This is a genomic window from Pseudomonas sp. HMSC066A08, assembly GCF_001813025.1.
Taxonomy (GTDB): domain Bacteria; phylum Pseudomonadota; class Gammaproteobacteria; order Pseudomonadales; family Pseudomonadaceae; genus Pseudomonas; species Pseudomonas aeruginosa.
In genome coordinates, this window is the sequence record NZ_KV811348.1 from 37,814 (window position 1) to 63,640 (window position 25,827).

A 25,827-nucleotide genomic window follows, 5' to 3' on the forward strand; every position below is an offset into this window, starting at 1 on the left:
GGCCCAGGACGGGCCCGCTCCAGAAGAGAGCCATCATGCTTTATCGTCGTTTCGAACGTCTGATCGACCCGTTCCGCAACGCTTCCGAACGCATGCCGCCCAGCGAAGTGCTGCGTTTCTATGTCTACTTCCTGCGCCAGGTCTGGCCGGTGTTCCTGGCTCTGCTGGTGGTCGGCCTGATCGTCGCGCTGATCGAGGTAGCGCTGTTCAGCTACCTCGGCCGCATCGTCGATCTCGCCCAGAGCACGCCCAGCGCGGAGTTCTTCCGCGTGCACGCCAACGAACTGATCTGGATGGCGGTGGTGGCGCTGGTTCTGCGCCCGCTGTTCAACGCCCTGCACGACATGCTGGTGCACCAGAGCATCAACCCGAGCATGACCAACCTGATCCGCTGGCAGAACCACCGCTACGTGCTCAAGCAGAGCCTCGGCTTCTTCCAGAACGATTTCGCCGGGCGCATCGCCCAGCGCATCATGCAGACCGGCAACTCGTTGCGCGATTCGGCGGTGCAGGTGGTAGACGCACTCTGGCACGTGCTGATCTATACCGTCAGCGCCCTGGTGCTGTTCGCCGAGGCCGACTGGCGCCTGATGATCCCTCTGGTGCTGTGGGTGTTCGCCTACGTCGGCGCCCTCGCCTACTTCGTTCCCCAGGTCAAGCGCCGCTCGGTGGAGGCCTCGGATTCGCGCTCGAAGCTGATGGGGCGGATCGTCGACGGCTACACCAACATCACCACGCTGAAGCTGTTCGCCCACACCCGCCAGGAAGAGGACTACGCCCGCGAAGCGATCGGCGACCAGACCCTCAAGTCGCAACGCGCCGGGCGCGTAGTGACCTCCATGGACGTGACCATCACGGTGATGAACGGCGTGCTGATCACCGGCACCACCGGCCTGGCCCTGTGGCTGTGGAGCCAGGAGCTGATCTCGGTGGGCGCCATCGCCCTGGCCACCGGGCTGGTGATCCGCATCAACAACATGTCCGGCTGGATCATGTGGGTGGTCGGCGGCATCTTCGAGAACATCGGCCAGGTCCAGGATGGCATGCAGACCATCGCCCTGCCGCGCAAGGTGGTCGACCGCGAGGACGCCCGGCCGCTGCGGGTAGAGCGCGGCGAGGTGGAGTTCGAGCACATCGCCTTCCACTACGGCAAGGGCAGCGGCGTGATCCAGGGTCTCGACCTGAAGGTCCGGCCCGGCGAGAAGATCGGCCTGGTCGGACCTTCCGGCGCCGGCAAGTCGACCCTGGTCAACCTGCTGCTGCGCCTGTACGACCTGGAGAGCGGACGCATCCTGGTCGATGGCCAGGACATCGCCGGGGTGACCCAGGAAAGCCTGCGCGCGCAGATCGGCATGGTCACCCAGGACACCTCGCTGCTGCACCGTTCGATCCGCGACAACCTGCTCTACGGCCGCCCCGGCGCCAGCGACGCGGAACTCATGGAGGCGGTGCGCAAGGCCCGCGCCGACGAGTTCATCCCGCTGCTCAGCGACGCCGAGGGCCGCCGCGGCTTCGACGCCCATGTCGGCGAACGCGGAGTGAAACTCTCCGGCGGCCAGCGCCAGCGCATCGCCATCGCCCGGGTGCTGCTCAAGGACGCGCCGATCCTGATCCTCGACGAAGCGACCTCGGCGCTGGACTCGGAAGTCGAATCGGCGATCCAGGAAAGCCTGGAGACCCTGATGCAGGGCAAGACGGTGATCGCCATCGCCCACCGCCTGTCGACCATTGCGCGCATGGACCGCCTGGTGGTGCTTGACAAGGGCCACATCGCCGAAAGCGGCACGCATGCCGAGTTGCTCGCCCATGGCGGCCTCTATGCGCGCCTCTGGCAACACCAGACCGGCGGCTTCGTCGGCGTCGACTGAAGGGCGGCGGCTCGCGCCGCCCGACCTGGGTGACCTTGTCAAAGGCTCTGCAACGGGCCTTTGCGCGGCAATCATCACCGCCGTCGATCTCGACTAGCACGCGCTTCGATTTTTTCCGCCAGCGAAACGGTGTTCTTATCGAACCCGTGCCCCGGCTCGATCCCGACGCCTGCCGCATCGTCCCCGTCCACCTGGCGTCGGCCACGGACGACCAAGGATGCCAGTGCTCGGTACCGGGGATTTCGCCCCATCGCTACGGAGAATCACAGAATGAAACTTGCCTCTGTCGTGTCCGCCGTCATCACCAGCCTCGCCCCCATGGCCTTCGCCCAGGACGTGGACAAGGACCCGGGCCGCGGCCTGCCGGTCGAGGAATACCACTACGGCATGCAACTGGACGTGAAGACTGTCCTGCACCGTACCGACAATTCGACCAGGACCGGCGTAGTGCCGGTGACCGTGGTCTACGAGGACCATAGCGGCGAACTGCACAAGATCCGCTTCCTCGAATGGGGCGGCAGCACCAGCAACGGCTGAGCGGACGCCACGCCCTATCGTTCCGGCCCCCTTCAGGCCTGGCGATAGGGCAACAGGCCGTGGGCCTCCTCGGCGTAGGCGCGCACTCCCGCCCGCTCCTGTTCGAGGAACTGCGCCACGGCATCGCGCAGACCGGGATGCGCCAGGTAGTGCCAGGAGCGCGTCAGCACCGGCTCGAAACCGCGGATCAGCTTGTGTTCGCCCTGGGCACCGGCGTCGAAGCGCGCCAGGCCGGCGCCGATGGCGAATTCCAGGCCCTGGTAGAAGCAGGTCTCGAAGTGCAGCCGGTCGAACTCGGCCAGGCATCCCCAGTAGCGCCCGTACAGGGTGTCTCCAGCGACCAGGCTGAACGCCATCGCCACTGGCTTGCCACGCTGGTGGGCGAAGACCACGCGGATCGCCTCCGGCATGCGCTCGGCCAGCAGGCCGAAGAACTCGCGGCTCAGGTAGGGATCGCGGTCGCGCACCAGGTAGGTGTTGGCGTAGCAGAGATAGACGAAATCCCACTCCAGTTCGGACAACTGGCCGCCTTCCCGCCATTCGAACTCGATGCCCTGTCCGCCGACCTGTTCGCGCTCCTTGCGCAGTTGCTTGCGCTTGCGCGAACTGAGGGCCTCGAGGAAGTCCTGGAAGTCCCGATAGCCGCGGTTGTGCCAGTGGTACTGGCAACCCAGGCGTTCGAGCCAACCGTCACGCGCGGCAAGCAAGGTGTCCGCCCGGGCGTCGGTGAAATTCACATGGATGCTCGACAGACCGCTCGCCTCGGCCTCCTCGCCAAGGGACGCGAGCAGCCCCTGCAACCCTTCGTCCTCGCCCAGCAGGCGCGCACCGGCGACCGGGGTGAAGGGTACCCCCACCAGCAGCTTCGGGTAGTAGCGGATACCGGCCCGCTGGCAGGCGTCGGCCCAGCTCCAGTCGAACACGTACTCGCCGTACGAGTGCGCCTTCACATAGGCCGGCAGCGCCGCGCACAGGCGCCCTTGCGGATCGCGCAGCACGCGATGGGCCGGGCGCCAGCCGGTGGCGGGCGTTACGCTGTGGCTGTCTTCCAGCGCGGACAGGAAAGCATGACGCAGGAATGGCTGGGCGGGAGGCAGCAAGGCGTCCCACTCGGCGGCATCGATATCGGCAAGGGTGTCAAGCGTCTGGATCGGCATGCGCGCCAGTCTGGCGCGAGACGCAAGGCAAGTGAAGCCGGTCGATGGAAAAAAGCGCCCGGCGGACCCGCAATGAAACCGCCTTTCACCAAGCGAAGGCTTCGAACCATTTTACGTAGAGCGCATAACGCCAACGGCGTTATCCGCCGATACCTCGCCTTACCCCAGCGCAGAGCGAAAGCTTGGAACCCTCCGCGTAGGGCGCATAACGCCGGAGGCGTTATCCGCCGATACCCGTCGCGACGGCGGACAACCGCGACGGCATTCCCGATCGGACCCTCCTCGGGCCCTAGATCATGCCCAACAGCAACAGGACCAACAGTACCACCAGCAATGCGCCGATGATCCCCGAGGGCCCGTAGCCCCAGTTGCGCGAATGAGGAAAGACCGGCAGGCCGCCGATCAGCAGCAGGATCAGGATGATCAGAAGAATCGTACCGAGACTCATGGGCGTCGCTCCTGTTCGGCTCATGGGGCAAAGGACGGGAGATTCCGCCCTTGTAGTTCTCGACCCCCGCCGAGCAATGAAGATTCAATAAATCCGCGCCCTCCAGCCTCAGTGGATGACCTTGGGCGCCGGCCCCTTGAGCAGACGCATGAACATCAGCGCCACCGCCTGGGCGTCGCCGAGGGCGGTGTGGCGACCGCTCACCGGCACATCCAGGGCCCGCGCCAGGGTGTCGAAGCGCAGGTCGATGTGTGCGTCGGGAAAATGCCGGCTGACCTTCCGGTGGTACAGCGACGAAATCTCGATGGAGGGGTTGTGCAACTGTCGGTCGAGGAGCTGGCGCAGGTGCCGGTTCAGCACGGCGACATCGAACGACAGGTAGTAGCCCAGCAGCGGCCGGTCGCCGATGAACGCCAGCACCTGGCGCAGGGCATGCTCCAGTTGCAACTGTCCCTCCAGGTCGGCGCGGCGCAGCTTGTGGATGCGGATCGACTCCGCGTCCAGGCTCGGCGGCGGCTCGACGTAGAGTTCCAGGCGCTCGCCCATGACCAGTTTGCCGCGCCGCACCAGCACCGCGCCGATGCTGAGGATGTCGGCACGACGCGGGTCGAGGCTGGTGGTCTCGAGATCGAGGGAGATCACTTCCTCCGCCTCGACCGCCTCGTGCATCCACCAATACAGCCGGCGGCGCCAGCCCGGCCAGCGGCTGTCGGGCAACTTGACCATGGTGTTCATCGGGTCTCCAGGTGGAATTGACGGGCCACGCTCTGCTTGAATTTCTTCACCACATGCAGGCCGTAGCGCAGCATGTCGCGATCGTGGCGGCTCATGCCACTGACGTCCAGGCCCTGCTGGCGACCATCGCGTTGGCCGGCCAACTGGCGGGTCAGGCGCAGTTGCAGGAACAGCTCGAAAGACTCGCTCAGGTCGTCCGCCAGGCGTGCTTCGAGGACCTTGTGTCGCTTCAGTGCCTCGATCCGTGCCAGGGTCCCGCGGGTCTCCAGGCCTTCGCGCAGGGCCAGGGTGCGGATGCCGTGGACGATGGGGAAGATCCCGCCGCGCTTGAGATCGAGGCGGGCGCCCTGGGTTTTCAGTTGGCCGAGGAAGGTCAGCGGCGTATCGAATTGCAGGGCCGCCGCCGCGATATCCGCCAGCCAGCGCTCGCCGCCGTCGGCGAAACCGCGCAGTTGCCGACGCAACGGCTCGAACAGTTGCAGGTTGCCGGCCACCGGCCAGGCATCGGCCAGGATCGACAGGCGCAACAGCTGCTCCGGCTTGCCCTCCAGCAGCGTCGCGCGCAGCTCCGCCTGCCAGGCCGCCAGCGGCTTGCACCATTCCGGCCGACTGGCCATCACCCCTCCGGGACAGGGCGGATAACCGAACTCCAGCAAGGCCGCGCTGAAGCGCTGCATCATCGCCAGGGCCTGTTCCTGCGGCAGATCGTCGGCCAGGACCAGGGCATTGTCCTGGTCGGTCTTCAGCAACTGCTCGCCGCGTCCTTCGCTGCCCATCACCAGCAAGCAGCAGCGCCCGCGCAGGGTCGGCGGCAGCAACCATTCGAAAAGCCGTTCGAGCAATTGCTCGTTGAGCGCGCTGACCAGCTGCATGATGAAGCGCAGGCGGATACCGTTGCCGGCCAGGGTCGCGATCAGGGTGTCCAGGGTTTCCGCGCAGCGGCGCAGGTCGCCGAGGTCGTCGGCGCGGGCGATGCGCAGCGCCAGGACGTGGGAATGGGTGGAGAACAGGCTGAGCACCTGGGTCAGGTGCAACAGGCCGATCACCTGACCGTCCTCGGTGACCGCGACCCGCTCGATACGCTGGCGCGTCATGAGGATCATCGCGTCGAACAGGAAATCGCCCAGTTCGACGCTGGTCAGCGGACCATGGGCCAACGGCCCGATCGCCTCCAGCTCGCTGCGCCCGTCGCGGAAGTGCGCGCTCATGAGGTCGGTGCGGGTGACGATGCCGAGCTCGGGCCCGTCCCTCTCCAGCCGCACCAGCAGGGCATCGGCGCCATGGCTCAATTGCAGGCGCGCGGCGTCGCCGAGGGACAGCGAGGCCTCTACCTCCAGCGCCGGCAGCAGATGCTCGCGGGCGATGCGGGTAAGGATGAACTCGGCAAGGTTCTGCCCGTCGCGCTGGGCCAACTGGCGCTTGGCCGCCAGGTCGGCCTGGAAGAAGCGGGCGAAACCCGGGTTCTCCCCGCACAACTGGTGGAAGCAGCTGGCCGGCAGCTCGTAGACGATGCTTTCCTCGATCGCCAGGTAGCGATGCTTGCTGCTGCCGGAGAACAGCCCGCGAACGTCGAACAGGTCGTCCGCGGCGTACTGGGCGAACACCCGCCCGTCGTCGCCGCGCTCCTCGACCACGCCCTTGAGCAGGACGAACAGCCCGGGGACCGCCGAACCGGCCTCCAGCAAGGTTTCCCCCGGCGCGTAGTAACCGACGCTGAGGGCCTGCTTGAGGGTCTCGCGCTGATGGGGACGCAACTGGTCGAAGGGCGGCGAGGCGAAGTTGAAACTGTCAGGCATGGATCATCTCGCTGTGACCGGGACGCTGAAACGAAAGGCGGCGGACCGGAAATCCGGCCGCCGCCTCGGGCTACGCCTTCACGTAGCGCTTAGTGGGCCACCGCGCCAGAGGCGCCGAGGCCGGTCTGGGAACGGATGAACTGCGGGAAGAAGCGCGCCCGCTCCTCGTCGGCCGCCGCCGACTTGTCGGTGATGGAGAAGAACCAGATACCGGCGAAGGCGACGATCATCGAGAACAGCGCCGGGTACTCGTACGGGTAGATGGCTTTCTCGTGGCCGAGGATCTGCACCCAGATGGTCGGACCGAGGACCATCAGACCAACCGCGGTGACCAGGCCCATCCAGCCGCCGATCATGGCGCCGCGGGTGGTCAGCTTCTTCCAGTACATGGAGAGCAGCAGCACCGGGAAGTTGCAACTGGCGGCGATGGAGAAGGCCAGGCCGACCATGAAGGCGATGTTCTGCTTCTCGAAGAGGATGCCGAGCACGATGGCGACCACGCCCAGGGCCACGGTGGTCATCTTCGAGACCCGCAGCTCGTCCTTCTCGTTGGCCTTGCCGCCCTTGAACACGCTGGCGTACAGGTCATGGGAGACGGCCGAGGCCCCGGCCAGGGTCAGCCCGGCGACCACCGCGAGGATGGTGGCGAAGGCCACCGCCGAGATGAAGCCGAGGAACAGGCTGCCGCCCACCGCGTCGGCCAGGTGCACCGCCGCCATGTTGTTGCCGCCGATCAGGGCGCCGGTGGCGTCCTTGAAGTCCGGGTTGGTGCTGACCAGCAGGATCGCGCCGAAACCGATGATGAAGGTCAGGATGTAGAAGTAGCCGATGAAACCGGTGGCGTAGAACACGCTCTTGCGTGCTTCCTTGGCGTCGCTGACGGTGAAGAAGCGCATCAGGATGTGCGGCAGACCGGCGGTGCCGAACATCAGCGCGAAGCCCAGGGAGAATGCCGAGATCGGATCCTTGACCAGGCCGCCCGGACTCATGATCGCCTCGCCTTTCGGATGCACCTTGATGGCTTCGGAGAACAGCGTGCTGACGTCGAAGTTGACGTGCTTGAGCACCATGATCGCCATGAACGAGGCGCCGGAGAGCAACAGCACGGCCTTGATGATCTGCACCCAGGTGGTCGCCAGCATGCCGCCGAACAGCACGTAGAGCACCATCAGGATGCCCACCAGGACCACCGCGACATGGTAGTTGAGGCCGAACAGCAGCTCGATCAGCTTGCCGGCGCCGACCATCTGCGCGATCAGGTAGAACGCCACCACCACCAGCGAGCCGCAGGCCGACAGGGTGCGGATCTGCTTCTGCTTGAGGCGGTAGGAGGCGACGTCGGCGAAGGTGTACTTGCCCAGGTTGCGCAGGCGCTCGGCGATGAGGAAGAGGATGATCGGCCAGCCGACCAGGAAGCCGATCGAGTAGATCAGGCCGTCGTAGCCGGAAGTGAAGACCAGCGCCGAAATACCCAGGAAGGATGCCGCCGACATGTAGTCGCCGGCGATCGCCAGGCCATTCTGGAAGCCGGTGATGCGGCCGCCTGCGGCATAGTAGTCGGCCGCCGAGCGGTTGCGCTTGGATGCCCAGTAGGTGATGCAGAGGGTCGCGCCGACGAAGGCGACGAACATGACGATGGCCGAGACGTTCAGCGGCTGGCGCTGCACGTCGCCGGTCAGCGCGTCGGCCCAGAGGGCCGGAGCGAAGGCCGCAAGGCCGAGCGCGGCAAGGAGACGAGCGATCATTGCTGCGCCTCCTTGAGGATTTCCTGGTTCAGGCTGTCGAACTCGCCGTTGGCGCGACGCACGTACAGGCCGGTCAGGATGAACGCGGCAAGGATCAGTCCGACACCCATCGGGATGCCCCAGGTCACGGACGAATCGGGACTGATACGCGCGCCCAGCAGCTGCGGCTGGAAAGCGATCAGCAGGATGAATATCACGTAGAGGCCAAGCATGATCGAAGAAAGTATCCAGGCGAAACGCTCTCGCTTGGCCACCAACTCCTTGAAGCGCGGATTGGTATCAATCCGCTGGTAGATGCTGTCGTTCATTGTTTTTATCCTCACAGCGGGGTGACGCGGAATGTCGTCGATATCCACTGTAGGACGCTGGTGCAAGCGCTCCAGACGACTTTAGTCGTAGCGGTTCGCCAGCCGCTCTAGACCGGTATTCCCGGGCCTTCCGGCAGATTCCGGAGCCAGCCTTCGGCAAGGAAAAACGCCGTGCCCGGTTGCCCGGGCACGGCGTTCCCCAATCGAACCAGCCGTGCTACTGCACCCAGTCCTTGACCCGTCCCGGGTTGGCCGCCACCCACTGCTTCGCCGCATCCTCGGGTTTGGCGCCCTCCTGGATCGCCAGCATCACCTGGCCGACCTCGTTGCCATCCTTCCAGCCGAACTTCTTCAGGAACTCCCAGACCGGCCTGGCCTTGGCTTCCAGCGCCGGGTTGGCGACGGTGTCGACATGCTCGGTATCGCCATAGACCTTCTTCGGATCGTCGAGGAACTTCAGCTTCCACTTGGCGAACATCCAGTGCGGAATCCAGCCGGTCACCACCACCGGCTTCTTCTCGTTCTCGGCACGGGTCAGCTCGGCGATCATGCCGCTGCCGGAACTGGCCACCAGCTTGTAGTCGAGGCCATATTGCTTGATCGCCTCGTCGGTCTTGATCATCACCCCGGCGCCGGCATCGATACCCACCACGCGGCCGCCGAAAGCGTCCTTCTGCGCCTGGAGGTCGGCGATGCTGTTGGCGCTCACGTATTCGGGGACGATCAGGCCGATGCGTGCGTCGGGGTAGTTGATGGCAAGGTTGACCACCTTGTCCTTCATCTTCTCGTAGTAGGCGCCGTGAGTGCCCGGCAGCCAGGCCGAGAGCATGGCATCGAGCTTGCCGCGCGCCACTCCCTGCCACATGATCCCCGCCGCCACCGGCATCAGCTTCACCTCGTAGCCGAGCTTCTCGCGGATCACCTCGGCGGCCACATGGGTGGTCGCCACGCTGTCCGACCAGCCGTCCACGTAACCGATGGTGATCACCGGCTTGTCCGCCGCGGCCGCCATCCCCACAGCCGCCGACATTGCCAGGCCCGCACTCCAGCACAACAGTCGTCGCATCATTCGCATCAGACGTACCCCTTGTTCTATGCCGACGGGGACGCTCCCCGGCGGTCGCGGCACTCTGCGGTGCCGCCGTCCATCATCGGCGCGCCCGGACGGCGGACTGCTCTGAGAACGACACCCATCGCACCCGATAACGACATGCCTCGAACTGCGCTGCGGCACGCTGCGGGTGTGCTCCGAGACAGTGCGATCGAAGCGCTCTATGCACTCGATTGGACAGGCCGATTTCCGCTTGGCCGAGCGCCTGGATAGGCTTTCGCCAAAGAGGAATGATTCTCGATTAAAGGAGAGCAGCCATGCTCAAGACCCTGACCTTCACCGTCATGCACTTCATGATCGCCTTCAGCGTGGCCTATGCGCTGACCGGCAGCATCGCGGTCGGCGGGCTGGTGGCGGCGGTCGAGCCGCTGTGCAACTCGGTCGGTTTCTACTTCCACGAGAAGATCTGGAAACGCTTCGAGAAAGACGGCGCGCCGCGCCCGGCTGGCACCCACGGCTGGCTGCACCGCCACGCCTGAAGGGATATTCGCGAGGCACGGCAAGAGGCGGGAAAGGCCGATTGGAACGCTGGCTGCAATAACCCACTGCACTACTGAGGCTTGCAGTTGTCATAGCGGCAGTATATTCACTCAGTACTTTTCCCTCGAAGGGATTCCCCCGATGCCCCACTTCCTCCGTTTCGCTGCCCTGCTCGGCGGCCTCGCCCTCGGTTGTGCCAATCTGGCGCAGGCCCGGGACGTCGACGCCGCGAGCTACGGCTATCCATTGACCAACCCGTTCGAGGCGACCATCGCCACCACGCCGCCGGAACTGCGTCCCGAGCTTCCGCACAGCGAGGACATCGACCAGAAGGACTACAGCCTGAAATTGCGCCCGGAGCGCGAGTTCGCCCTGCCGGACAACTTCTGGCCGGTGAAGAAGCTGCGCTACCGCCTGGCCCGCCAGGATCATGCGGCGCCGCTGATCTTCATCATCGCCGGGACGGGCGCGCACTACGCCAGCAGCTTCCCGGAATACCTGAAGAAGCTCTTCTATCAGGCCGGCTACCACGTGGTGCAGCTGTCCTCGCCGACCAGCTGGGACTTCATGGCCAGCGCCTCGCGCTTCGCCACGCCGGGCTTTTCCAGCGACGACGCCGATGACCTGTACCGGGTGATGCAGGCGGTGCGCGCACAGCAGCGCGACCTGCCGGTGACCGGCTATTACCTCACCGGCTATAGCCTGGGGGCGCTGAACGCCGCGTTCGTCAGCCACCTCGACGAAAGCCGCCGGAGCTTCAACTTCAAGAAAGTGCTGCTGCTCAACCCACCGGTGAACCTCTACACCTCGGTGAGCAACCTCGACAAACTGGTGGAAACCCAGGTCAAGGGCATCACCGACTCGCGCACCTTCTACGAGGTGGTGCTTAGCAAGCTGACCCGCTACTTCCGGCAGAAAGGCTACGTCGACATCAACGACGCCATGCTCTACGACTTCCAGCAGTCGAAGCAACGCCTGAGCAACGAAGAAATGGCCATGCTGATCGGCACCTCTTTCCGCTTCTCCGCCGCCGACATCGCCTTCACCTCGGACCTGGTCAACCGTCGCGGCCTGATCACCCCGCCGAACTATCCGATCAACGAAGGCACCAGCCTGGAGCCCTTCTTCAAGCGCGCGCTACAGTGCGACTTCGAGTGCTACATGACCGAGCAACTGATCCCGATGTGGCGAGCCCGTTACGACGGCGGCAGCCTGACCCAACTGGTCAACCAGGTCAGCCTCTACAAGCTGCAGGACTATCTGCACGACAGCCCGAAGATCGCCGTGATGCACAACGCCGACGACGTCATCCTCGGCCCGGGCGACCTCGGCTTCCTCCGCCGGACCTTCGGCGAACGCCTGACCGTCTATCCCTATGGCGGTCACTGCGGCAACCTCAACTACAAGGTCAACGCGCAGGACATGCTGGACTTCTTCGCCACGCCCGCTGCCGGACAGACCCAGGTCGCCAGCGCGGCCCTCACCCAGCAGGCAGGAAACTGATCGATGAGCCGAACCGCACACTGGATGTTCGCCCTTCTGCTGAGCGCTGCCGCCAGCGCCCAGGCCGACGAGGCCGCCGCACCGGCCGAATTGCCGCCACGCCAGCTCGACGGCGACGGTTTCAGCCGTCCGCTGGACCAACTCAAGTTCAATCCCGGCCTGGATCAACGCGAATTCGAACGCGCCACCCTCGACGCACTGAACATGTACGATCCCTGGGAATCCTGGAACCGCCGGGTCTACCACTTCAACTATCGCTTCGACGAGTGGGTGTTCCTGCCCGTGGTACGAGGCTACGAATACGTCACCCCGCACTTCGTCCGCAGCGGCGTGAGCAATTTCTTCGACAACCTCGGCGACGTGCCCAATCTGCTGAACAACCTCGCCCAGTTGAAGGGCAAGGCGGCGATGGAAACCACCGCGCGGCTGCTGTTCAACACCACCTTCGGTGTGCTCGGCCTGTGGGATCCTGCGACCAAGATGGGCCTGCACAAGCGCAGCGAGGATTTCGGCCAGACCCTCGGCTTCTATGGCGTGGGCAGCGGCCCCTACCTGGTGCTGCCGATCCTCGGCCCGTCCAACCTGCGCGACACCGGCGGACTGGTGGTGGACTACGTCGGCGAATACCAGGTGAACTACCTCAACGTTCCCCAGGCCAGCGGCGACCACCCGGAGATCACCGCCCTGCGCGTGGTGGACAAGCGCTACAACACCAGCTTCCGCTACGGCCAGATGAACTCGCCGTTCGAGTACGAGAAACTGCGCTACATCTATACCGAGGCGCGCAAGCTGCAGATCGCCGAGTGAGACGAAGAACCGTCGCCCTGTGCGGCGGTTTCTTTTCCTCAGAACAATCCAATAAATCGATAGGAATCACATAAAACTCGCATCCATATATCGACCATAGAGGACTATCATCGAGCCATACACGAACCAGGAGGTTCCCATGACCCGCTACCGTGATGTCCTCGAACTGCATACCGGCCACCCCGCCTCCGATGGCGCCGGCGTCCGCCTGACCCGCGTGATCGGCGGCCCGTCCCCGGAACGCTTCGACCCGTTCCTGATGCTCGACCAGTTCGATACCCAGAACCCGGATGACTATGTCGCCGGTTTCCCTTCGCACCCGCACCGCGGCTTCGAGACCGTGACCTACATGCTCGAAGGGCGTATGCGCCACGAAGACCACCTCGGCAATCGCGGCCTGCTCAAGCCCGGCGGCGTACAGTGGATGACCGCCGCCCACGGCATCATCCACAGCGAGATGCCGGAACAGGTGGAAGGCGCGATGCGTGGCTTCCAGCTGTGGGTCAACCTGCCGGCGAAGAACAAGCTGGCTCCGGCCGGCTATCGCGATATCGAGCCGGAAGACGTGCCGCGCCTGGAAACCGCCGGAGGCGTGAAGGTCACGGTGATCGCCGGTCGCTTCGACGACGGCCAGGCGCAGCAGATCGGCGCCGTGGAAAGGCCGGACACCGAGCCACACTACTACGACCTGCAACTGCCTGCCGGCGGCCGCATCGCCCCGCGCCTGCCGGACGGCCATCGCGTGCTGCTGTACGTCTACGAAGGCAGCCTGACGGTGGAAGGCGAACGCCCGGTGGAAATCTCCACCAACCGCCTGGCTCGGCTGTCCGAAGAAGGGGAACTGAGCCTGCGCAGCGAAGCCGGCGCCCGCGTGCTGGTTCTCGCCGGCAAGCCGTTGCGCGAGCCGATCGTCCAGTACGGCCCGTTCGTGATGAACAGCCGCGAGGAAATCGAGCAGGCGCTACGCGACTATCGCGACGGTGTCCTGGCCGTCTGAGCCGTACGCGAGCCGCCCTTCAGGGCGGCTTTTTCCTTCCGCCTGTCCCGTTCCGAATAAGGTTTACCGCTCGATCCGCAGGAAGCGCTCCAGCTCCGCCCGCTTGCCCATCGCATCGTGGTAGCCCAGTTCGATCAGTTCGCTGCAATAGCCGCGCTCGAACAACAGGTAGCTCAATACCCCCGCCCCGCTGGCGCGGGTCGCTCCGGGACCGCGCAGGAAAAGCCGCAGCACCCGCGACAGCTCCCGGTAGTGCCGCGCGGCGATCTCGTCCAGCGGCCGGCTCGGCGACACCAGCAATACCTCCACCGGCTCCAGCCCACCCGCCTGGCGGCGCACCTCCGGCGCCACCAACTGGCCGATCTGGTTCATCCGCTGCAACTGCTCGATGTCGCCTTCCAGGCTGTCGATGAAGGTGCTGTTCAACAGGTGGGCGCCGATCTGCGCCAGGCTCGGCGGTCGGTCGGACGGCGGCAGCCCGGTCATGGCACTGTCGCCACCGGTGGCCGGGTTGCCGCTGACGCCGATCACCAGCACCCGCGTGGCACCCAGGTGCAACGCCGGACTGATGGGCGCCTGGGAACGCACCGCGCCGTCGCCGAAGTATTCGCGGTTGATCCGCACCGGCGGGAACAGCAGCGGGATCGCCGCGCTGGCCAGCAGGTGCCGAAGCTCCAGGCGGGTGGGAATGCCCAGGCGCCGATGGCGTACCCAGGGATCGATGGTCGCGCGCCCCTGGTAGAAGGTCACCGCCTGCCCCGACTCGTAGCCGAACGCGGTCACCGCCACCGCGCGCAACTGGCGCTGGCGCACCGCCGCATGAATCCCGGAAAAATCCAGCTCACGTGCCAGCAGCTCATGCAACGGCCGGTTGTCCAGCAACGCCACCGGCACCCGCCGCCCCAGACCGAGCAGGCTATGGCCGAGGAAGCGCGAGGCCTGGCGGGTCACGCCCGGCCAGTCGCTGCGATAGACATGTTCGGTGCGGAACCCCTGCCAGACCGCGGTCAGGCGCTGGATCGCCTGGCGGAATTGCAGGGCGCCGCAAGCCAGGCCAACGGCGTTGATGGCGCCGGCGGAGGTACCGACGATGACCGGGAAAGGATTGCCGGCACTGTCCGGCAGCAGGTCGGCGATGGCGGCCAGGACCCCGACCTGGTAGGCCGCGCGGGCGCCGCCCCCGGAAAGGATCAGGCCGGTGAGCGGCGGACGTGGGGCAAGGGGATCGGACACAGCGGGGCTTCCGTCATGAACTGCGGCGAGTATAGCCAGGCCCCGCGCGCATCCGGAATGCCCGTCCTCAGCGCTTGCGCCGTTTCGGATAGAGCTTGGCTTCGCCTGGCGGGCGGGTCTTGAAACGCCGGTGCGCCCACAGGTACTGCTCGGGCTGCTGGCGCACGCAGCATTCGACCCACTGGTTGATCCGCAGGCAATCGGCTTCCTCGCTCTCGCCGGGGAAGTCCTCCAGCGGCGGGTGGATGGTCAGGCGGTAACCGCTGCCATCGGCCAGGCGGCTCTGGGTGAACGGCAACACCCGCGCCCGGCCCAGGCGAGCGAACTTGGTAGTGGCGGTGACGGTGGCCGCCGGGATGCCGAACAGCGGCACGAACAGGCTCTGCTTGGCGCCGTAGTCCTGGTCCGGTGCGTACCAGATGGCGCGGCCGCCACGCAGCACCTTGAGCATCGAGCGCACGTCCTCGCGCTCGATGGCGGTGGCATCGAGGTTATGCCGCTCGCGGCCACGGCGCTGGACGTAGTCGAATACCGGGTTGTCGTGCTCACGGTACATGCCGTCGATGGTGTGCACCTGGCCGAGCAGCGCCGCGCCGATCTCCAGGGTGGTGAAATGCAGGGCCATGAGGATCACCCCCTCGCCCTGCGCCTGGGCCTCGCGCAGATGCTCGAGGCCTTCTATATGGGCAAGACGGGCCAGGCGCGCCTTCGGCCACCACCAGCTCATGGCCATTTCGAAGAAGGCGATGCCACTGGAGGCGAAGTTCTCCTTCAGCAGACGCTCGCGTTCGGTGGGCGACTTTTCCGGAAAGCACAGTTCGAGGTTGCGCGCGGCAATCTCGCGGCGCGAGCCGACCAAGCGATACATCAGCGCCCCCAGGCCACGGCCGAGCATCAGCAGGACGGGATACGGCAACTGCACCACCAGCCAGAGCAGCCCCAGGCCGAACCAGAGCGGCCAGTAGCGGGGATGGAGAAAAGCGCTGGAGAAACGGGGGCGATCCATGGACGGTTCCGACGACGATCAAAGCCCGCCATTCTACCCTGCCCGCCGTCCCGGCGGGACGCCGCGTTGCCGATCGATGCCGCCCCGGCTATCTGCCACGCTTGCGGGCATCCGGCGTTCTCGTTATAAGTCCCTGCAATTCAACGACCGACAAGCCCCATGAGCCAAGCCGACCTCCTCGACCAAGACCCCGTATTCCAGCTCAAGGGCAGCATGCTCGCGGTGACCATCCTCGAACTGGCGCACAACGACCTGGCGAGGCTCGAACGGCAACTCGCCGACAAGGTGGCGCAAGCGCCCAACTTCTTCCGCGACACCCCCCTGGTCATGGCCCTCGACAAGCTGCCCGAAGGCGAAGGCCGCCTCGACCTGCCGGCGCTCCTCGAGGTCTGTCGCCGCCACGGCCTGCGCACCCTGGCGATCCGCGCCGGGCGCGAGGAGGACATCGCCGCCGCCCAGGCCCTGGACCTGCCGGTGCTGCCGCCCTCGGGCGCCCGCGAACGGCCGCTGGACATCAAGGACAGCGCCCCGCGCAAGCCTACCGAAGAGCCCAGCCCGAGCGCCAGTGAAGCCAGGCCCGAGCCGGCCAAGGCGGAAGAAAAGCCCGCCGACCCCGTCAGCCGCCCGACCAAGGTGGTGAAGACCCCGGTGCGCGGCGGCATGCAGATCTACGCCGCCGGCGGCGACCTGATCGTGCTGGCCGCGGTCAGTCCCGGCGCGGAACTTCTCGCCGACGGAAACATCCATGTGTACGGCCCGATGCGCGGACGCGCACTGGCCGGCGTGAAAGGCGATGCCACGGCACGAATCTTCTGCCAGCAGCTGGCCGCCGAACTGGTCTCCATCGCCGGTAACTACAAGGTCGCGGAGGACCTGCGACGCAGCCCGCAGTGGGGCAAGGCAGTGCACGTCAGCCTGTCGGGTGACGTGTTGAACATCACCCGCCTTTAACGGATACTGCCGCCACTTTCAGGGACCAGAATTCTTACGTTTTTCATTGGGGTGAATCACCTTGGCCAAAATTCTCGTAGTCACTTCCGGTAAGGGTGGCGTCGGTAAAACCACCACCAGCGCAGCTATCGGCACCGGCCTGGCCTTGCGCGGTTTCAAGACCGTCATCGTCGACTTCGACGTCGGCCTGCGTAACCTCGACCTGATCATGGGCTGCGAACGCCGCGTGGTGTACGACTTCGTCAACGTCGTCAACGGCGAGGCCACCCTCACCCAGGCCCTGATCAAGGACAAGCGCCTCGAAAACCTGCATGTCCTGGCCGCCAGCCAGACCCGCGACAAGGACGCCCTGACCAAGGAAGGCGTCGAGAAAGTCATGGCCGAGCTGCGCAAGGACTTCGAATACATCATCTGCGACTCCCCGGCGGGCATCGAGAAAGGCGCCCACCTGGCCATGTACTTCGCCGACGAAGCGATCGTCGTGACCAACCCCGAGGTTTCCTCGGTACGCGACTCCGACCGCATGCTCGGCCTGCTGGCAAGCAAGTCGCAGCGCGCCGAGAAAGGCGAGGAGCCGATCAAGGAACACCTGCTGCTGACCCGCTACAACCCGGAGCGCGTCACCAAGGGCGAGATGCTCGGCGTCGACGACGTCGAGGAGATCCTCGCCATCCGCCTGCTCGGAGTGATCCCGGAATCCCAGGCCGTGCTCAAGGCGTCGAACCAGGGCGTGCCGGTGATCCTCGACGAGCAGAGCGACGCCGGCCAGGCGTACAGCGATGCGGTCGACCGCCTGCTCGGCAAGGAAATACCGCATCGATTCCTCGATGTGCAGAAGAAAGGATTCCTGCAAAGACTGTTCGGAGGACGTGAATGAGCCTTTTAGACTTCTTTCGCAGTCGGAAATCGCAGAACAGCGCTTCCATCGCGAAAGAACGACTGCAGATCATCGTTGCCCACGAACGTGGCCAGCGCGCACAGCCGGATTATCTGCCCCAGTTGCAGAAAGACCTGCTGGAAGTGATCCGCAAGTACGTACCGATCGACCAGGAGCAGATCCAGGTGGAACTGGAGAACCAGGGCAACTGTTCGATCCTGGAACTCAACATCACCCTGCCGGATCGTTGATTCGCCCAGGGTCCATACTGCGGCGGCCATTGGCCGCCGCAGTCGTTTCACCGAGCCTGCCCGCCAGGCTCCCTGCCGCCTCCCGGCGATGAGCCCGTTCGCTATGCCGCTGTCCCAGATCCGAATCGTTCACCAGGATGATGCCCTGCTGGTGGTCGACAAGCCCACCCTGCTGCTGTCGGTGCCCGGCCGCGCCGATGACAACAAGGACTGCCTGGTCACCCGCCTGCAGGAAAACGGCTATCCCGAGGCCCGCATCGTCCACCGCCTGGACTGGGAAACCTCCGGCCTGATGGTGCTCGCCCGCGACGCCGACAGCCACCGCGAGCTGTCCCGCCAGTTCCACGACCGCGAGACCGAGAAAGCCTATACCGCCCTTTGCTGGGGCCTGCCGGAACTGGACAGCGGGCGCATCGAACTGCCGCTGCGCTACGACCCGCCGACCAAGCCGCGTCACGTGGTGGACTTCGAGCACGGCCGCCACGCCCTGACCTTCTGGCGTGTGGTCGAGCGTCATGAACGCTGGAGCAGGGTCGAGCTGACGCCGATCACCGGCCGTTCGCACCAGTTGCGCGTGCACATGCTCTCCATCGGCCATCCGCTGCTCGGCGACCGCCTCTACGCCAACCCCGAAGCCCTCGCCGCCCACGAACGCCTGTGCCTGCACGCCAGCCTGCTGTGCCTGACCCATCCGCAGAGCGGCGAACGCCTGCGCTTCGAGTCGCCGGCGCCGTTCTGATGGAACACTCGCGTTTCCACGCCGCCTCCCTCGGGGCTCCCGCCCACCCAACCCTGCTGCTGGCCCTGAGCCACTGGCAGGACGAACCGGGGCTGGCGCTGGACCTCGGTTGCGGCAGCGGCCGGGACAGCCTGGAGCTGCTGCGCAATGGCTGGGCCGTTCAGGCCATCGACCGCGACGCGGACGCATTGCGCCTGCTCAGGGATCAGGCTCCGGAAGCCCACCGGGCACGCCTGGAAACCCGGCAGGCCGGTTTCGAAAGCCTGGTCCTGCCGACGGCGCAACTGGTCAACGCCAGCTTCGCCCTGCCCTTCTGCGCAGCGCCCGTCTTCTCTCGGCTGTGGCGAGAAATCGAAAGCACGCTGGCCGCCGGGGGCCTGTTCGCCGGGCACCTGTTCGGCGAGCGCGACCAGTGGCGCGAGCGCGGCCTGACCCTGCATAGCCGGGAGCAGGCTCAAGCGCTGCTGGGCGACTGGCAGGTACTGCAATTCGAGGAACTGGAGTGGCAGGGGCGCACCGCCCTGGGCCGCGACAAGCACTGGCACCTGTTCGCCATCGTCGCCCGCCGGCGCGACTAGACCGTAACGTTGATCCCCTCTTGGAATACCGCGACCAACTTCCGCTTTTTCTGGCCGGCCCCGCCGCCAACGACCTGAACCCCGTCGGACAATACGATAGACTGCATGGATTGCCGTCCGGAGCCACTATGCGCGCAGAACTCAACCAGGGCCTGATCGATTTCCTCAAGGCCTCGCCCACGCCTTTCCATGCCACCGCCAGCCTCGCCCGCCGCCTGGAAGCCGCCGGCTACCGCCGCCTCGACGAGCGCGACGCCTGGCACACCGAAGCCGGTGGCCGCTACTACGTGACCCGCAACGACTCGTCGCTGATCGCCATCCGCCTGGGCCGTCGCTCGCCCCTGGAAAATGGCTTCCGCCTGGTCGGCGCGCACACCGACAGCCCCTGCCTACGGGTCAAGCCGAACCCGGAGATCGCCCGCAACGGTTTCCTCCAGCTCGGCGTCGAAGTCTATGGCGGCGCGCTCTTCGCCCCCTGGTTCGACCGCGACCTGTCGCTGGCCGGACGCGTGACCTTCCGCGCCAACGGCAAGCTGGAAAGCCGTTTGATCGACTTCCGCAAGGCCATCGCGGTGATCCCCAACCTGGCCATCCACCTCAACCGCGCCGCCAACGAGGGCTGGCCGATCAACGCGCAGAACGAGCTGCCGCCGATCATCGCCCAGCTGGCGCCGGGCGAGGCCGCCGACTTCCGCCTGCTGCTCGACGAACAGCTGCTGCGCGAGCACGGCATCACCGCCGACGTGGTACTGGACTACGAGCTGTCGTTCTACGACACCCAGTCCGCCGCGGTGGTAGGCCTCAACGACGAGTTCATCGCCGGGGCGCGCCTGGACAACCTGCTGTCCTGCCATGCCGGCCTGGAGGCCCTGCTCAACGCCGAAGGCGACGAGAACTGCATCCTGGTCTGCACCGACCACGAGGAAGTCGGTTCCTGTTCGCATTGCGGCGCCGACGGTCCGTTCCTCGAACAGGTACTGCGCCGCCTGCTGCCGGAAGGCGACGCCTTCAGCCGGGCGATCCAGCGCTCGCTGCTGGTCTCGGCCGACAACGCCCATGGCGTACACCCGAACTACGCCGACAAGCACGACGCCAACCATGGCCCGGCGCTGAACGGCGGTCCGGTGATCAAGATCAACAGCAACCAGCGCTATGCCACCAACAGCGAAACCGCCGGCTTCTTCCGCCACCTCTGCCAGGACAGCGAAGTGCCGGTGCAGAGCTTCGTGACCCGCAGCGACATGGGATGCGGCTCGACCATCGGCCCGATCACCGCCAGCCAGGTCGGCGTGCGCACCGTCGACATAGGCCTGCCGACCTTCGCCATGCACTCGATTCGCGAACTGGCCGGTAGCCATGACCTGGCGCACCTGGTCAAGGTGCTCGGCGCCTTCTACGCCAGTAGCGAGCTGCCCTGAGCGCCAGCCGCGCTCACGCCCCGGGCATTCGCCCGGGGCCACTCAGGCGTGCGCAGCGTGCCATTCGCTGCGCAACAGCGTGTAGATCGCATGGTCGCGGGCACGCCCGGCGATGATCTCGTTGGCCCGGATCACTCCGTCGCGCCGGAAGCCCTGGCGCTCGGCGGCGCGCTGGCTGCGCAGGTTCTCGGTGGAACAGCGGATCACCAGGCGCTGTCGGTCGTAGCCAAGGAAACCCAGCTCGATCGTCTTCCCCAGCGCCCTGGCGAGCAGCCCGCGCCCTTGCGCGGACGCCGCCAGCCAGTAGCCGATGCTGGCGCTGCGACTGTCCTCGGTGAAGTCGTGCAGGTCGATGACGCCGACCAGGCATCCGGATTCGACGATCCCGCAGCGGCAGCTCCTGCGCTCCGCCCACAACCGCTGGCCTTCGCCAATGAAACGGCGGGTATCGTCCACGCTCTGCGTCAGCGGCACCCACGGCATCCAGGGCGCCAGGTGCTCGCTGTTGGCACGCACCAGGCGGAACAGTTCCTCCGCGCGCGGCTGGTCGAGCAGCTCCAGGTGCAGGTCGGACGAAATCGGCAGTATGAACATGCGAGGGCTCCTTTTCCCGGAGCCCCATCCTCGCAGAAGACGCCGCAGGTCGTCGACGCGTGGCGTTACTGCGGTACTTCGACGCTGATATGGATGGCGTCGTGACGCCAGAACTCCAGGTCGCAGTCGATCAGCCGACCACGCTGGTCGCGGTTGATCCGGCTGATGCGCAGGGCCGGGCTGCCCACCGCCACCTTCAGCGGCGCCGCGGCCTCGGCATGCAGTGCCGTGGGCACCATGTCGAAACGTACCCGCCCATAGTGGATGCCGTACTCGCTGGCATAGAGTTCGGTCAGCGAGCGAGTCAGGTCGTGGCCGAGGATTCCGGGGAAGTACTGCGCGTTCAGGTAGTGCTCGACATACAGCACCAGCCGCCCGTCCACCCGCCGCGCCCGGCGGATCTGGTAGACGCTGGACAGCGCCGGCAGCTCCAGCAGCTCGCAGACCGCCGCGCTCGCCGGCATCTGCCGGGCCGACAGAACCTCGGTCGCCGGCACCCGGCCCTGTTCGCTGACCATCGCATGGAAGTGGCTGCGGACCAGCGGGTTGTAGGCCAGCCGCTCGGGGGAGACGAACCAGCCGCGGCGCTCCTCGCGGTAGATCAGGCCCTGCGACTCCAGTTGGATCAGCGCCTCGCGCAGGGTGATCCGGGTCGTCGCGAACAGCTCGCTGAGCTTGCGCTCGGCCGGCAGCTTGCCACCCGCCGGCAGCAGACCATGGCCGATCTGCTCGCTGAGCGCCCGGCAGATCGCCGTTACGGTGGGTAGCGCTTCGTCACGCATCGACTGCTTCCTTATTGGTCTAGTCCAGCCCCAATCAGGGGCACTTCCATCGGCCCGCCCTGCGCCTCCGGCTCGTCCGATGCTAGGAAACCCAGATGACCGTGACGTGACAGGCACAAGACAGCAGTCTTCCCGGAGGCGCCCGGCGCCCATGGAATCGAGGGCTTAAGCATGGTCTACGCTTCTGCGGATGCAAGCCGCGGCGATGCCAGGCGCGGCTAGCTGACATGAAACCGTCATCCAGCGGCTCTAGATTGGCCTGGGTCTTGCTGATCTAGACCACACCCGCGGCAGCCCCGCCCGAAGGAGCGTCGAGAACTCCCGAGGCTGCCCGCCCGAACCTCTCGAACGAAGGAGCACCGAATGAAACGCATGCTTGCTTCATTGCTGGGAACCGCCATCGCCCTCGGCAGCGGCCTGGCGTTGGCCGCCGAAGCGGACCTGCAGGCGCTGGAACAGGCCGCGCGCAAGGAAGGCCAGGTCAACAGCGTCGGCATGCCCGACAGTTGGGCGAACTGGAAGGACACCTGGAAGGACCTTGAGAGCAAGTATGGGCTCAAGCACATGGATACCGACATGAGTTCGGCCCAGGAGCTGGCCAAGTTCAAGGCCGAGAAGGACAACGCCAGCGCCGACATCGGCGACGTCGGCGCCGCCTTCGGCCCCATCGCCGTGCAGCAGGGCGTCAGCCAGCCGTACAAGCCGAGCACCTGGGAACAGATCCCGGCCTGGGCCAAGGACCAGGACGGCCACTGGGCGCTCGCCTACACCGGGACCATCGCCTTCATCGTCAACAAACAACTGGTGAAGGACGTACCGCACAGCTGGGCCGACCTGCTGCAAGGCAAGTACAAGGTCACCATCGGCGACGTCAGCGCTGCCGCCCAGGCGGTCAATGGGGTGCTCGCCGCGGCCATCGCCAACGGCGGCGACGAGAAGAACATCAAGCCGGGCCTGGAGTTCTTCGGCAAGATCGCCAAGCAGGGCCGCCTGTCGCTGACCAACCCGGTGATCGCCACCCTGGAAAAGGGCGAGGTCGAAGTCGGCATCGTCTGGGACTTCAACGGCCTCAGCTACCGCCAGCAGATCGACCCGGAGCGCTTCGAGGTGTTGATCCCCTCGGACGGCTCGGTGATATCCGGCTACACCACCATCATCAACAAGTACGCCAAGCATCCGAACGCCGCCAAGCTCGCCCGCGAGTACATCTTCAGCGACGCCGGGCAGATCAATCTGGCCAGGGGCAACGCGCGCCCGATCCGCGCCGAGAGCCTGACCCTGCCGGACGACGTGAAGGCTCAACTGCTGCCCAACGAGCAGTACGCCAAGGCCCAGCCGATCAAGGACGCCAAGGCCTGGGAAGAAACCTCCAAGCGCCTGCCGCGCCAGTGGCAGGAAGCGGTGATCATCAACATGCAGTGACGCGGAGCGCGGCCGTCCTCGCCGGCGGCCGCCCCGCATCGACGGATACCCCGAATGCGCCAAGACGTCATCCTCGTCCTGCTGGACGGCCTCAACCACAGCGTCGCCCGCGACTGCATGGGGCATCTCCAGGCCCTCTGCGGCGCCGGCCGCGGCCAGTCGTACCGCCTGGAATGCGAGTTGCCTTCGCTGTCCCGGCCGCTATACGAATGCATCCTCACCGGAGTGCCGCCGATCGATAGCGGCATCCTGCACAACGACGTGGTGCGCCTGAGCCAGGAACAGAGCCTGTTCCACTACGCCCGCGCGGCCGGCCTGAGTACCGCGGCAGCGGCCTACCACTGGGTCAGCGAACTGTACAACCGCGCGCCGTTCGACCCGGCCCGCGACCGCTACACCGACGACAGCGCACTGCCGATCCAGCGCGGACACTTCTACTGGAGCGACCATTATCCGGACTCGCACCTGTTCGCCGACGCGGAAAGCCTGCGCCGCCGGCACGCACCGAACTTCATGCTGGTCCACTCGATGAACATCGATGACGCCGGGCACAGGCACGGCCTCGCCAGCCCCGCCTACCGCAACGCCGCACGGCGCGCCGACGCGCTGCTGTCGGAATACCTGCACCAGTGGCTGGCGGCCGGCTACCAGGTGGCGATCACCGCCGATCACGGGATGAACGAGGACCGCAGCCACGGCGGCATCCTCGAGGAGGAGCGCGAGGTGCCGCTGTTCGTCTTCGGCGACGCCTTCAGTCGCGACGACCTGGCGCAACCGCTGCAGACCGACCTCTGCGGCACGCTCTGCGAAATCCTCGGCTCCGCCCACGACAAACCCGTCTGCCGGGAGCTGCTCGCCCCATGAAACGACTCTCCAGCAAATGGCTGGCGCTGCTGTTCCTGCTGCCCTTCGCGGCGTTCTTCGTGATTTTCCAGATAGCGCCGCTGGCCTGGGTCGCGCTGAACAGCCTGAAGGCCAGCGACGCCTGGAGCCTGGCCAACTACCTCGAACTGTTCGGCTCGCCCTTCTACCGCCAGGCGATCCGCCACAGCCTGGAGATCGCCGGCTGGTCGAGCCTGCTCGGCCTGCTCATCGCGGTGCTCGGCAGCCATTCGCTGCGCCACGTCGACAGCCGCCTGCGCGACTTCGTCATGGCCTTCTCCAACATGACCAGCAACTTCGCCGGGGTACCGCTGGCGTTCGCCTTCATCATCCTGCTCGGCTTCAACGGCGCGCTGACCCTGCTGCTCAAGCAGGCCGGCTGGATCGACGACTTCAATCTCTACTCGAAGACCGGCCTGATAATCCTCTACACCTATTTCCAGATTCCCCTCGGGGTGATGCTGCTCTACCCGGCCTTCGATGCCCTGCGCGAGGACTGGCGCGAGTCCGCCGCGCTGCTCGGCGCCAACGGCTGGCAGTACTGGCGGCACATCGGCATCCCGGTGCTGACCCCGGCGCTGCTGGGCACCTTCGTCATCCTCCTGGCCAACGCCCTCGGCGCCTACGCCACGGTGTACTCGCTGACCACCGGCAACTTCAACGTGATCCCGATCCGCATCGGCGCGCTGGTCGCCGGCGACGTGTTCCCCGACCCGAACATGGCCAGCGCCCTGGCCATGGTGCTGGTCGGCCTGATGACCCTGATCACCCTGGTCCACCAATGGCTGCTGCGCAGGAGCTACCATGTCGCGCGCTGATCGACGTCCTGCCGCGCTCTACCATCGCCTGGTGGTCTGCGCGCTGTTCCTGATCCTGGTCCTGCCGCTGGCGGCGACCCTGCTCTACTCGCTGGCCACCCAGTGGTCGGCGACCCTGCTGCCGGACGGCCTGACCCTGAAGTGGTACCTGACGCTGTGGAGCGACCAGCGCTTCCTGCTGGCCTTCGCCCGCTCGCTGCTGGTCTGCTTCGGCGCCCTGGCGTTCAGCGTGTTGCTGATCCTGCCGCTGATGTTCGTCATCCACTACCACTTCCCGCGCCTCGACGGCGTGATGAACGTGCTCATCCTGCTGCCCTTCGCGGTGCCGCCGATCGTCTCCTCGGTGGGCCTGCTGCAACTCTATGCCAGCGGGCCGCTGGAAATGATCGGCACGCCCTGGGTGCTGGTCGGCTGCTACTTCACCATCGCCCTGCCGTTCATGTACCGGGCGATCACCAACAACCTGCAGGCGATCAACCTGCGCGACCTGATGGACGCCGCCCATCTGCTCGGCGCCAGCACCTGGAAGGCGGCGCTGCTGGTCGTGCTGCCGAACCTGCGCAAGGGCGTGATGGTGGCCCTGCTGCTGTCGTTCTCCTTCCTCATCGGCGAATTCGTTTTCGCCAACCTGCTGGTCGGTACCCGCTACGAGACCCTGCAGGTGTTCCTCAACAACATGCGCAACAGCAGCGGCCACTACACCAGCGCAGTGGTGGTCTCCTACTTCATGTTCGTCCTGGTCCTGACCTGGGCGGCCAACCGACTGAACAAGGACAAGGCCTGA

27 protein-coding genes are annotated in these 25,827 nt (G+C 66.0%); 16 read left to right on the forward strand and 11 right to left on the reverse strand.

Features of this window, described 5'->3' with window-relative positions; all coding sequences use genetic code 11:
- The first annotated feature begins 35 nt into the window (after positions 1-35).
- Both HMPREF2886_RS23970 and HMPREF2886_RS23975 read left to right on the forward strand, forming a co-directional pair.
- A complete protein-coding gene (locus tag HMPREF2886_RS23970; RefSeq protein ID WP_033978728.1) occupies positions 36-1,868 on the forward strand; it encodes an ABC transporter ATP-binding protein in 1,833 nt (610 codons plus the stop codon).
- Between the two features lie 270 nt (positions 1,869-2,138).
- Positions 2,139-2,405: a DUF2790 domain-containing protein gene (locus tag HMPREF2886_RS23975; protein ID WP_033971663.1), complete on the forward strand. Its 267-nt coding sequence runs from the start codon at positions 2,139-2,141 to the stop codon at positions 2,403-2,405.
- A 32-nt stretch (positions 2,406-2,437) separates the two neighbouring features.
- Here HMPREF2886_RS23975 and HMPREF2886_RS23980 read toward each other — a convergent pair whose 3' ends face one another.
- The 7 genes from HMPREF2886_RS23980 to HMPREF2886_RS24010 form a co-directional block, all read right to left on the reverse strand.
- Positions 2,438-3,562: a GNAT family N-acetyltransferase gene (locus tag HMPREF2886_RS23980; RefSeq protein ID WP_033971665.1), complete on the reverse strand. Its 1,125-nt coding sequence runs from the start codon at positions 3,560-3,562 to the stop codon at positions 2,438-2,440.
- 289 nt (positions 3,563-3,851) lie between these two features.
- Positions 3,852-4,010, reverse strand: a complete 159-nt coding sequence (locus HMPREF2886_RS23985) for a DUF3309 family protein (protein ID WP_003109182.1) — start codon at positions 4,008-4,010, stop codon at positions 3,852-3,854.
- Between the two features lie 108 nt (positions 4,011-4,118).
- Complete coding sequence (locus HMPREF2886_RS23990; RefSeq protein ID WP_033971666.1) at positions 4,119-4,745, reverse strand: 3'-5' exonuclease; 627 nt, start codon at positions 4,743-4,745, stop codon at positions 4,119-4,121.
- Positions 4,742-6,541 carry a CBS domain-containing protein gene (locus HMPREF2886_RS23995; protein ID WP_070748509.1) on the reverse strand — a complete coding sequence of 600 codons (1,800 nt, stop codon included), beginning with the start codon at positions 6,539-6,541 and terminating at the stop codon, positions 4,742-4,744. Before HMPREF2886_RS23995 ends, HMPREF2886_RS23990 begins: the two co-directional genes overlap by 4 nt.
- A gap of 89 nt (positions 6,542-6,630) precedes the next feature.
- Positions 6,631-8,286 carry a cation acetate symporter gene (locus tag HMPREF2886_RS24000; RefSeq protein WP_033971668.1) on the reverse strand — a complete coding sequence of 552 codons (1,656 nt, stop codon included), beginning with the start codon at positions 8,284-8,286 and terminating at the stop codon, positions 6,631-6,633.
- A complete protein-coding gene (locus HMPREF2886_RS24005; RefSeq protein ID WP_003091547.1) occupies positions 8,283-8,594 on the reverse strand; it encodes a DUF485 domain-containing protein in 312 nt (103 codons plus the stop codon). The genes HMPREF2886_RS24000 and HMPREF2886_RS24005 overlap by 4 nt, the downstream gene beginning before the upstream one ends.
- 217 nt (positions 8,595-8,811) lie before the next feature.
- Entirely contained in the window at positions 8,812-9,669 is an 858-nt protein-coding gene (locus HMPREF2886_RS24010; RefSeq protein WP_033978730.1) for a glycine betaine ABC transporter substrate-binding protein, read from the reverse strand.
- Between the two features lie 293 nt (positions 9,670-9,962).
- Here HMPREF2886_RS24010 and HMPREF2886_RS24015 point away from each other — a divergent pair, with 293 nt between their 5' ends.
- The 4 genes from HMPREF2886_RS24015 to HMPREF2886_RS24030 all read left to right on the forward strand — a co-directional run bounded on the left by HMPREF2886_RS24015 (position 9,963) and on the right by HMPREF2886_RS24030 (position 13,492).
- Positions 9,963-10,184 (forward strand): DUF2061 domain-containing protein, encoded by a 222-nt coding sequence (locus HMPREF2886_RS24015; protein WP_070748511.1) that lies wholly within the window; start codon positions 9,963-9,965, stop codon positions 10,182-10,184.
- Between the two features lie 142 nt (positions 10,185-10,326).
- Positions 10,327-11,688, forward strand: coding sequence for an alpha/beta fold hydrolase family protein (locus HMPREF2886_RS24020; protein WP_033971673.1), 1,362 nt, complete (start codon positions 10,327-10,329; stop codon positions 11,686-11,688).
- A gap of 3 nt (positions 11,689-11,691) precedes the next feature.
- The gene (locus tag HMPREF2886_RS24025; RefSeq protein WP_033971674.1) at positions 11,692-12,495 is read left to right on the forward strand and encodes an MlaA family lipoprotein; all 804 of its coding nucleotides are present in this window, start codon (positions 11,692-11,694) and stop codon (positions 12,493-12,495) included.
- A gap of 139 nt (positions 12,496-12,634) precedes the next feature.
- Positions 12,635-13,492, forward strand: coding sequence for a pirin family protein (locus tag HMPREF2886_RS24030; RefSeq protein ID WP_033971675.1), 858 nt, complete (start codon positions 12,635-12,637; stop codon positions 13,490-13,492).
- Between the two features lie 63 nt (positions 13,493-13,555).
- On the opposite strand, the gene HMPREF2886_RS24035 is transcribed toward HMPREF2886_RS24030, so the two are convergent.
- Both HMPREF2886_RS24035 and HMPREF2886_RS24040 read right to left on the reverse strand, forming a co-directional pair.
- Complete coding sequence (locus tag HMPREF2886_RS24035; protein ID WP_003091575.1) at positions 13,556-14,725, reverse strand: patatin-like phospholipase family protein; 1,170 nt, start codon at positions 14,723-14,725, stop codon at positions 13,556-13,558.
- 67 nt (positions 14,726-14,792) lie between these two features.
- The gene (locus HMPREF2886_RS24040) at positions 14,793-15,731 is read right to left on the reverse strand and encodes a lipid A biosynthesis lauroyl acyltransferase (RefSeq protein ID WP_033971676.1); all 939 of its coding nucleotides are present in this window, start codon (positions 15,729-15,731) and stop codon (positions 14,793-14,795) included.
- Between the two features lie 159 nt (positions 15,732-15,890).
- Here HMPREF2886_RS24040 and minC point away from each other — a divergent pair, with 159 nt between their 5' ends.
- From minC to HMPREF2886_RS24070, 6 genes are all read left to right on the forward strand, one after another.
- Positions 15,891-16,682, forward strand: coding sequence for a septum site-determining protein MinC (gene minC / locus HMPREF2886_RS24045; RefSeq protein WP_070748513.1), 792 nt, complete (start codon positions 15,891-15,893; stop codon positions 16,680-16,682).
- Positions 16,683-16,743: 61 nt separating this feature from the next.
- Entirely contained in the window at positions 16,744-17,559 is an 816-nt protein-coding gene (minD, locus tag HMPREF2886_RS24050; RefSeq protein WP_003091579.1) for a septum site-determining protein MinD, read from the forward strand.
- Positions 17,556-17,810, forward strand: a complete 255-nt coding sequence (gene minE, locus HMPREF2886_RS24055) for a cell division topological specificity factor MinE (protein WP_003091581.1) — start codon at positions 17,556-17,558, stop codon at positions 17,808-17,810. The genes minD and minE overlap by 4 nt, the downstream gene beginning before the upstream one ends.
- Positions 17,811-17,913: 103 nt before the next feature.
- The gene (locus tag HMPREF2886_RS24060; RefSeq protein WP_003091582.1) at positions 17,914-18,549 is read left to right on the forward strand and encodes an RluA family pseudouridine synthase; all 636 of its coding nucleotides are present in this window, start codon (positions 17,914-17,916) and stop codon (positions 18,547-18,549) included.
- On the forward strand, positions 18,549-19,127 hold the full coding sequence (locus HMPREF2886_RS24065; protein ID WP_070748515.1) for a class I SAM-dependent methyltransferase: 579 nt from the start codon (positions 18,549-18,551) through the stop codon (positions 19,125-19,127). Before HMPREF2886_RS24060 ends, HMPREF2886_RS24065 begins: the two co-directional genes overlap by 1 nt.
- Positions 19,128-19,255: 128 nt before the next feature.
- Positions 19,256-20,545, forward strand: coding sequence for a M18 family aminopeptidase (locus HMPREF2886_RS24070; RefSeq protein WP_033971682.1), 1,290 nt, complete (start codon positions 19,256-19,258; stop codon positions 20,543-20,545).
- 42 nt (positions 20,546-20,587) lie between these two features.
- Here the strand turns inward: HMPREF2886_RS24070 and HMPREF2886_RS24075 are convergent, their stop codons facing one another.
- A complete protein-coding gene (locus HMPREF2886_RS24075) occupies positions 20,588-21,139 on the reverse strand; it encodes a GNAT family N-acetyltransferase (RefSeq protein ID WP_039027963.1) in 552 nt (183 codons plus the stop codon).
- A gap of 65 nt (positions 21,140-21,204) precedes the next feature.
- Entirely contained in the window at positions 21,205-21,921 is a 717-nt protein-coding gene (locus HMPREF2886_RS24080) for a UTRA domain-containing protein (protein WP_003091585.1), read from the reverse strand.
- A 363-nt stretch (positions 21,922-22,284) separates the two neighbouring features.
- Here HMPREF2886_RS24080 and HMPREF2886_RS24085 point away from each other — a divergent pair, with 363 nt between their 5' ends.
- From HMPREF2886_RS24085 to HMPREF2886_RS24100, 4 genes are read left to right on the forward strand one after another with little or no spacing between them, the layout of a single operon-like run.
- A complete protein-coding gene (locus HMPREF2886_RS24085; RefSeq protein ID WP_033975452.1) occupies positions 22,285-23,343 on the forward strand; it encodes an ABC transporter substrate-binding protein in 1,059 nt (352 codons plus the stop codon).
- A 54-nt stretch (positions 23,344-23,397) separates the two neighbouring features.
- A complete protein-coding gene (locus HMPREF2886_RS24090; protein ID WP_070748517.1) occupies positions 23,398-24,207 on the forward strand; it encodes an alkaline phosphatase family protein in 810 nt (269 codons plus the stop codon).
- Positions 24,204-25,043, forward strand: a complete 840-nt coding sequence (locus HMPREF2886_RS24095; RefSeq protein ID WP_070748519.1) for an ABC transporter permease — start codon at positions 24,204-24,206, stop codon at positions 25,041-25,043. The genes HMPREF2886_RS24090 and HMPREF2886_RS24095 overlap by 4 nt, the downstream gene beginning before the upstream one ends.
- The gene (locus HMPREF2886_RS24100; protein WP_033975454.1) at positions 25,030-25,827 is read left to right on the forward strand and encodes an ABC transporter permease; all 798 of its coding nucleotides are present in this window, start codon (positions 25,030-25,032) and stop codon (positions 25,825-25,827) included. Before HMPREF2886_RS24095 ends, HMPREF2886_RS24100 begins: the two co-directional genes overlap by 14 nt.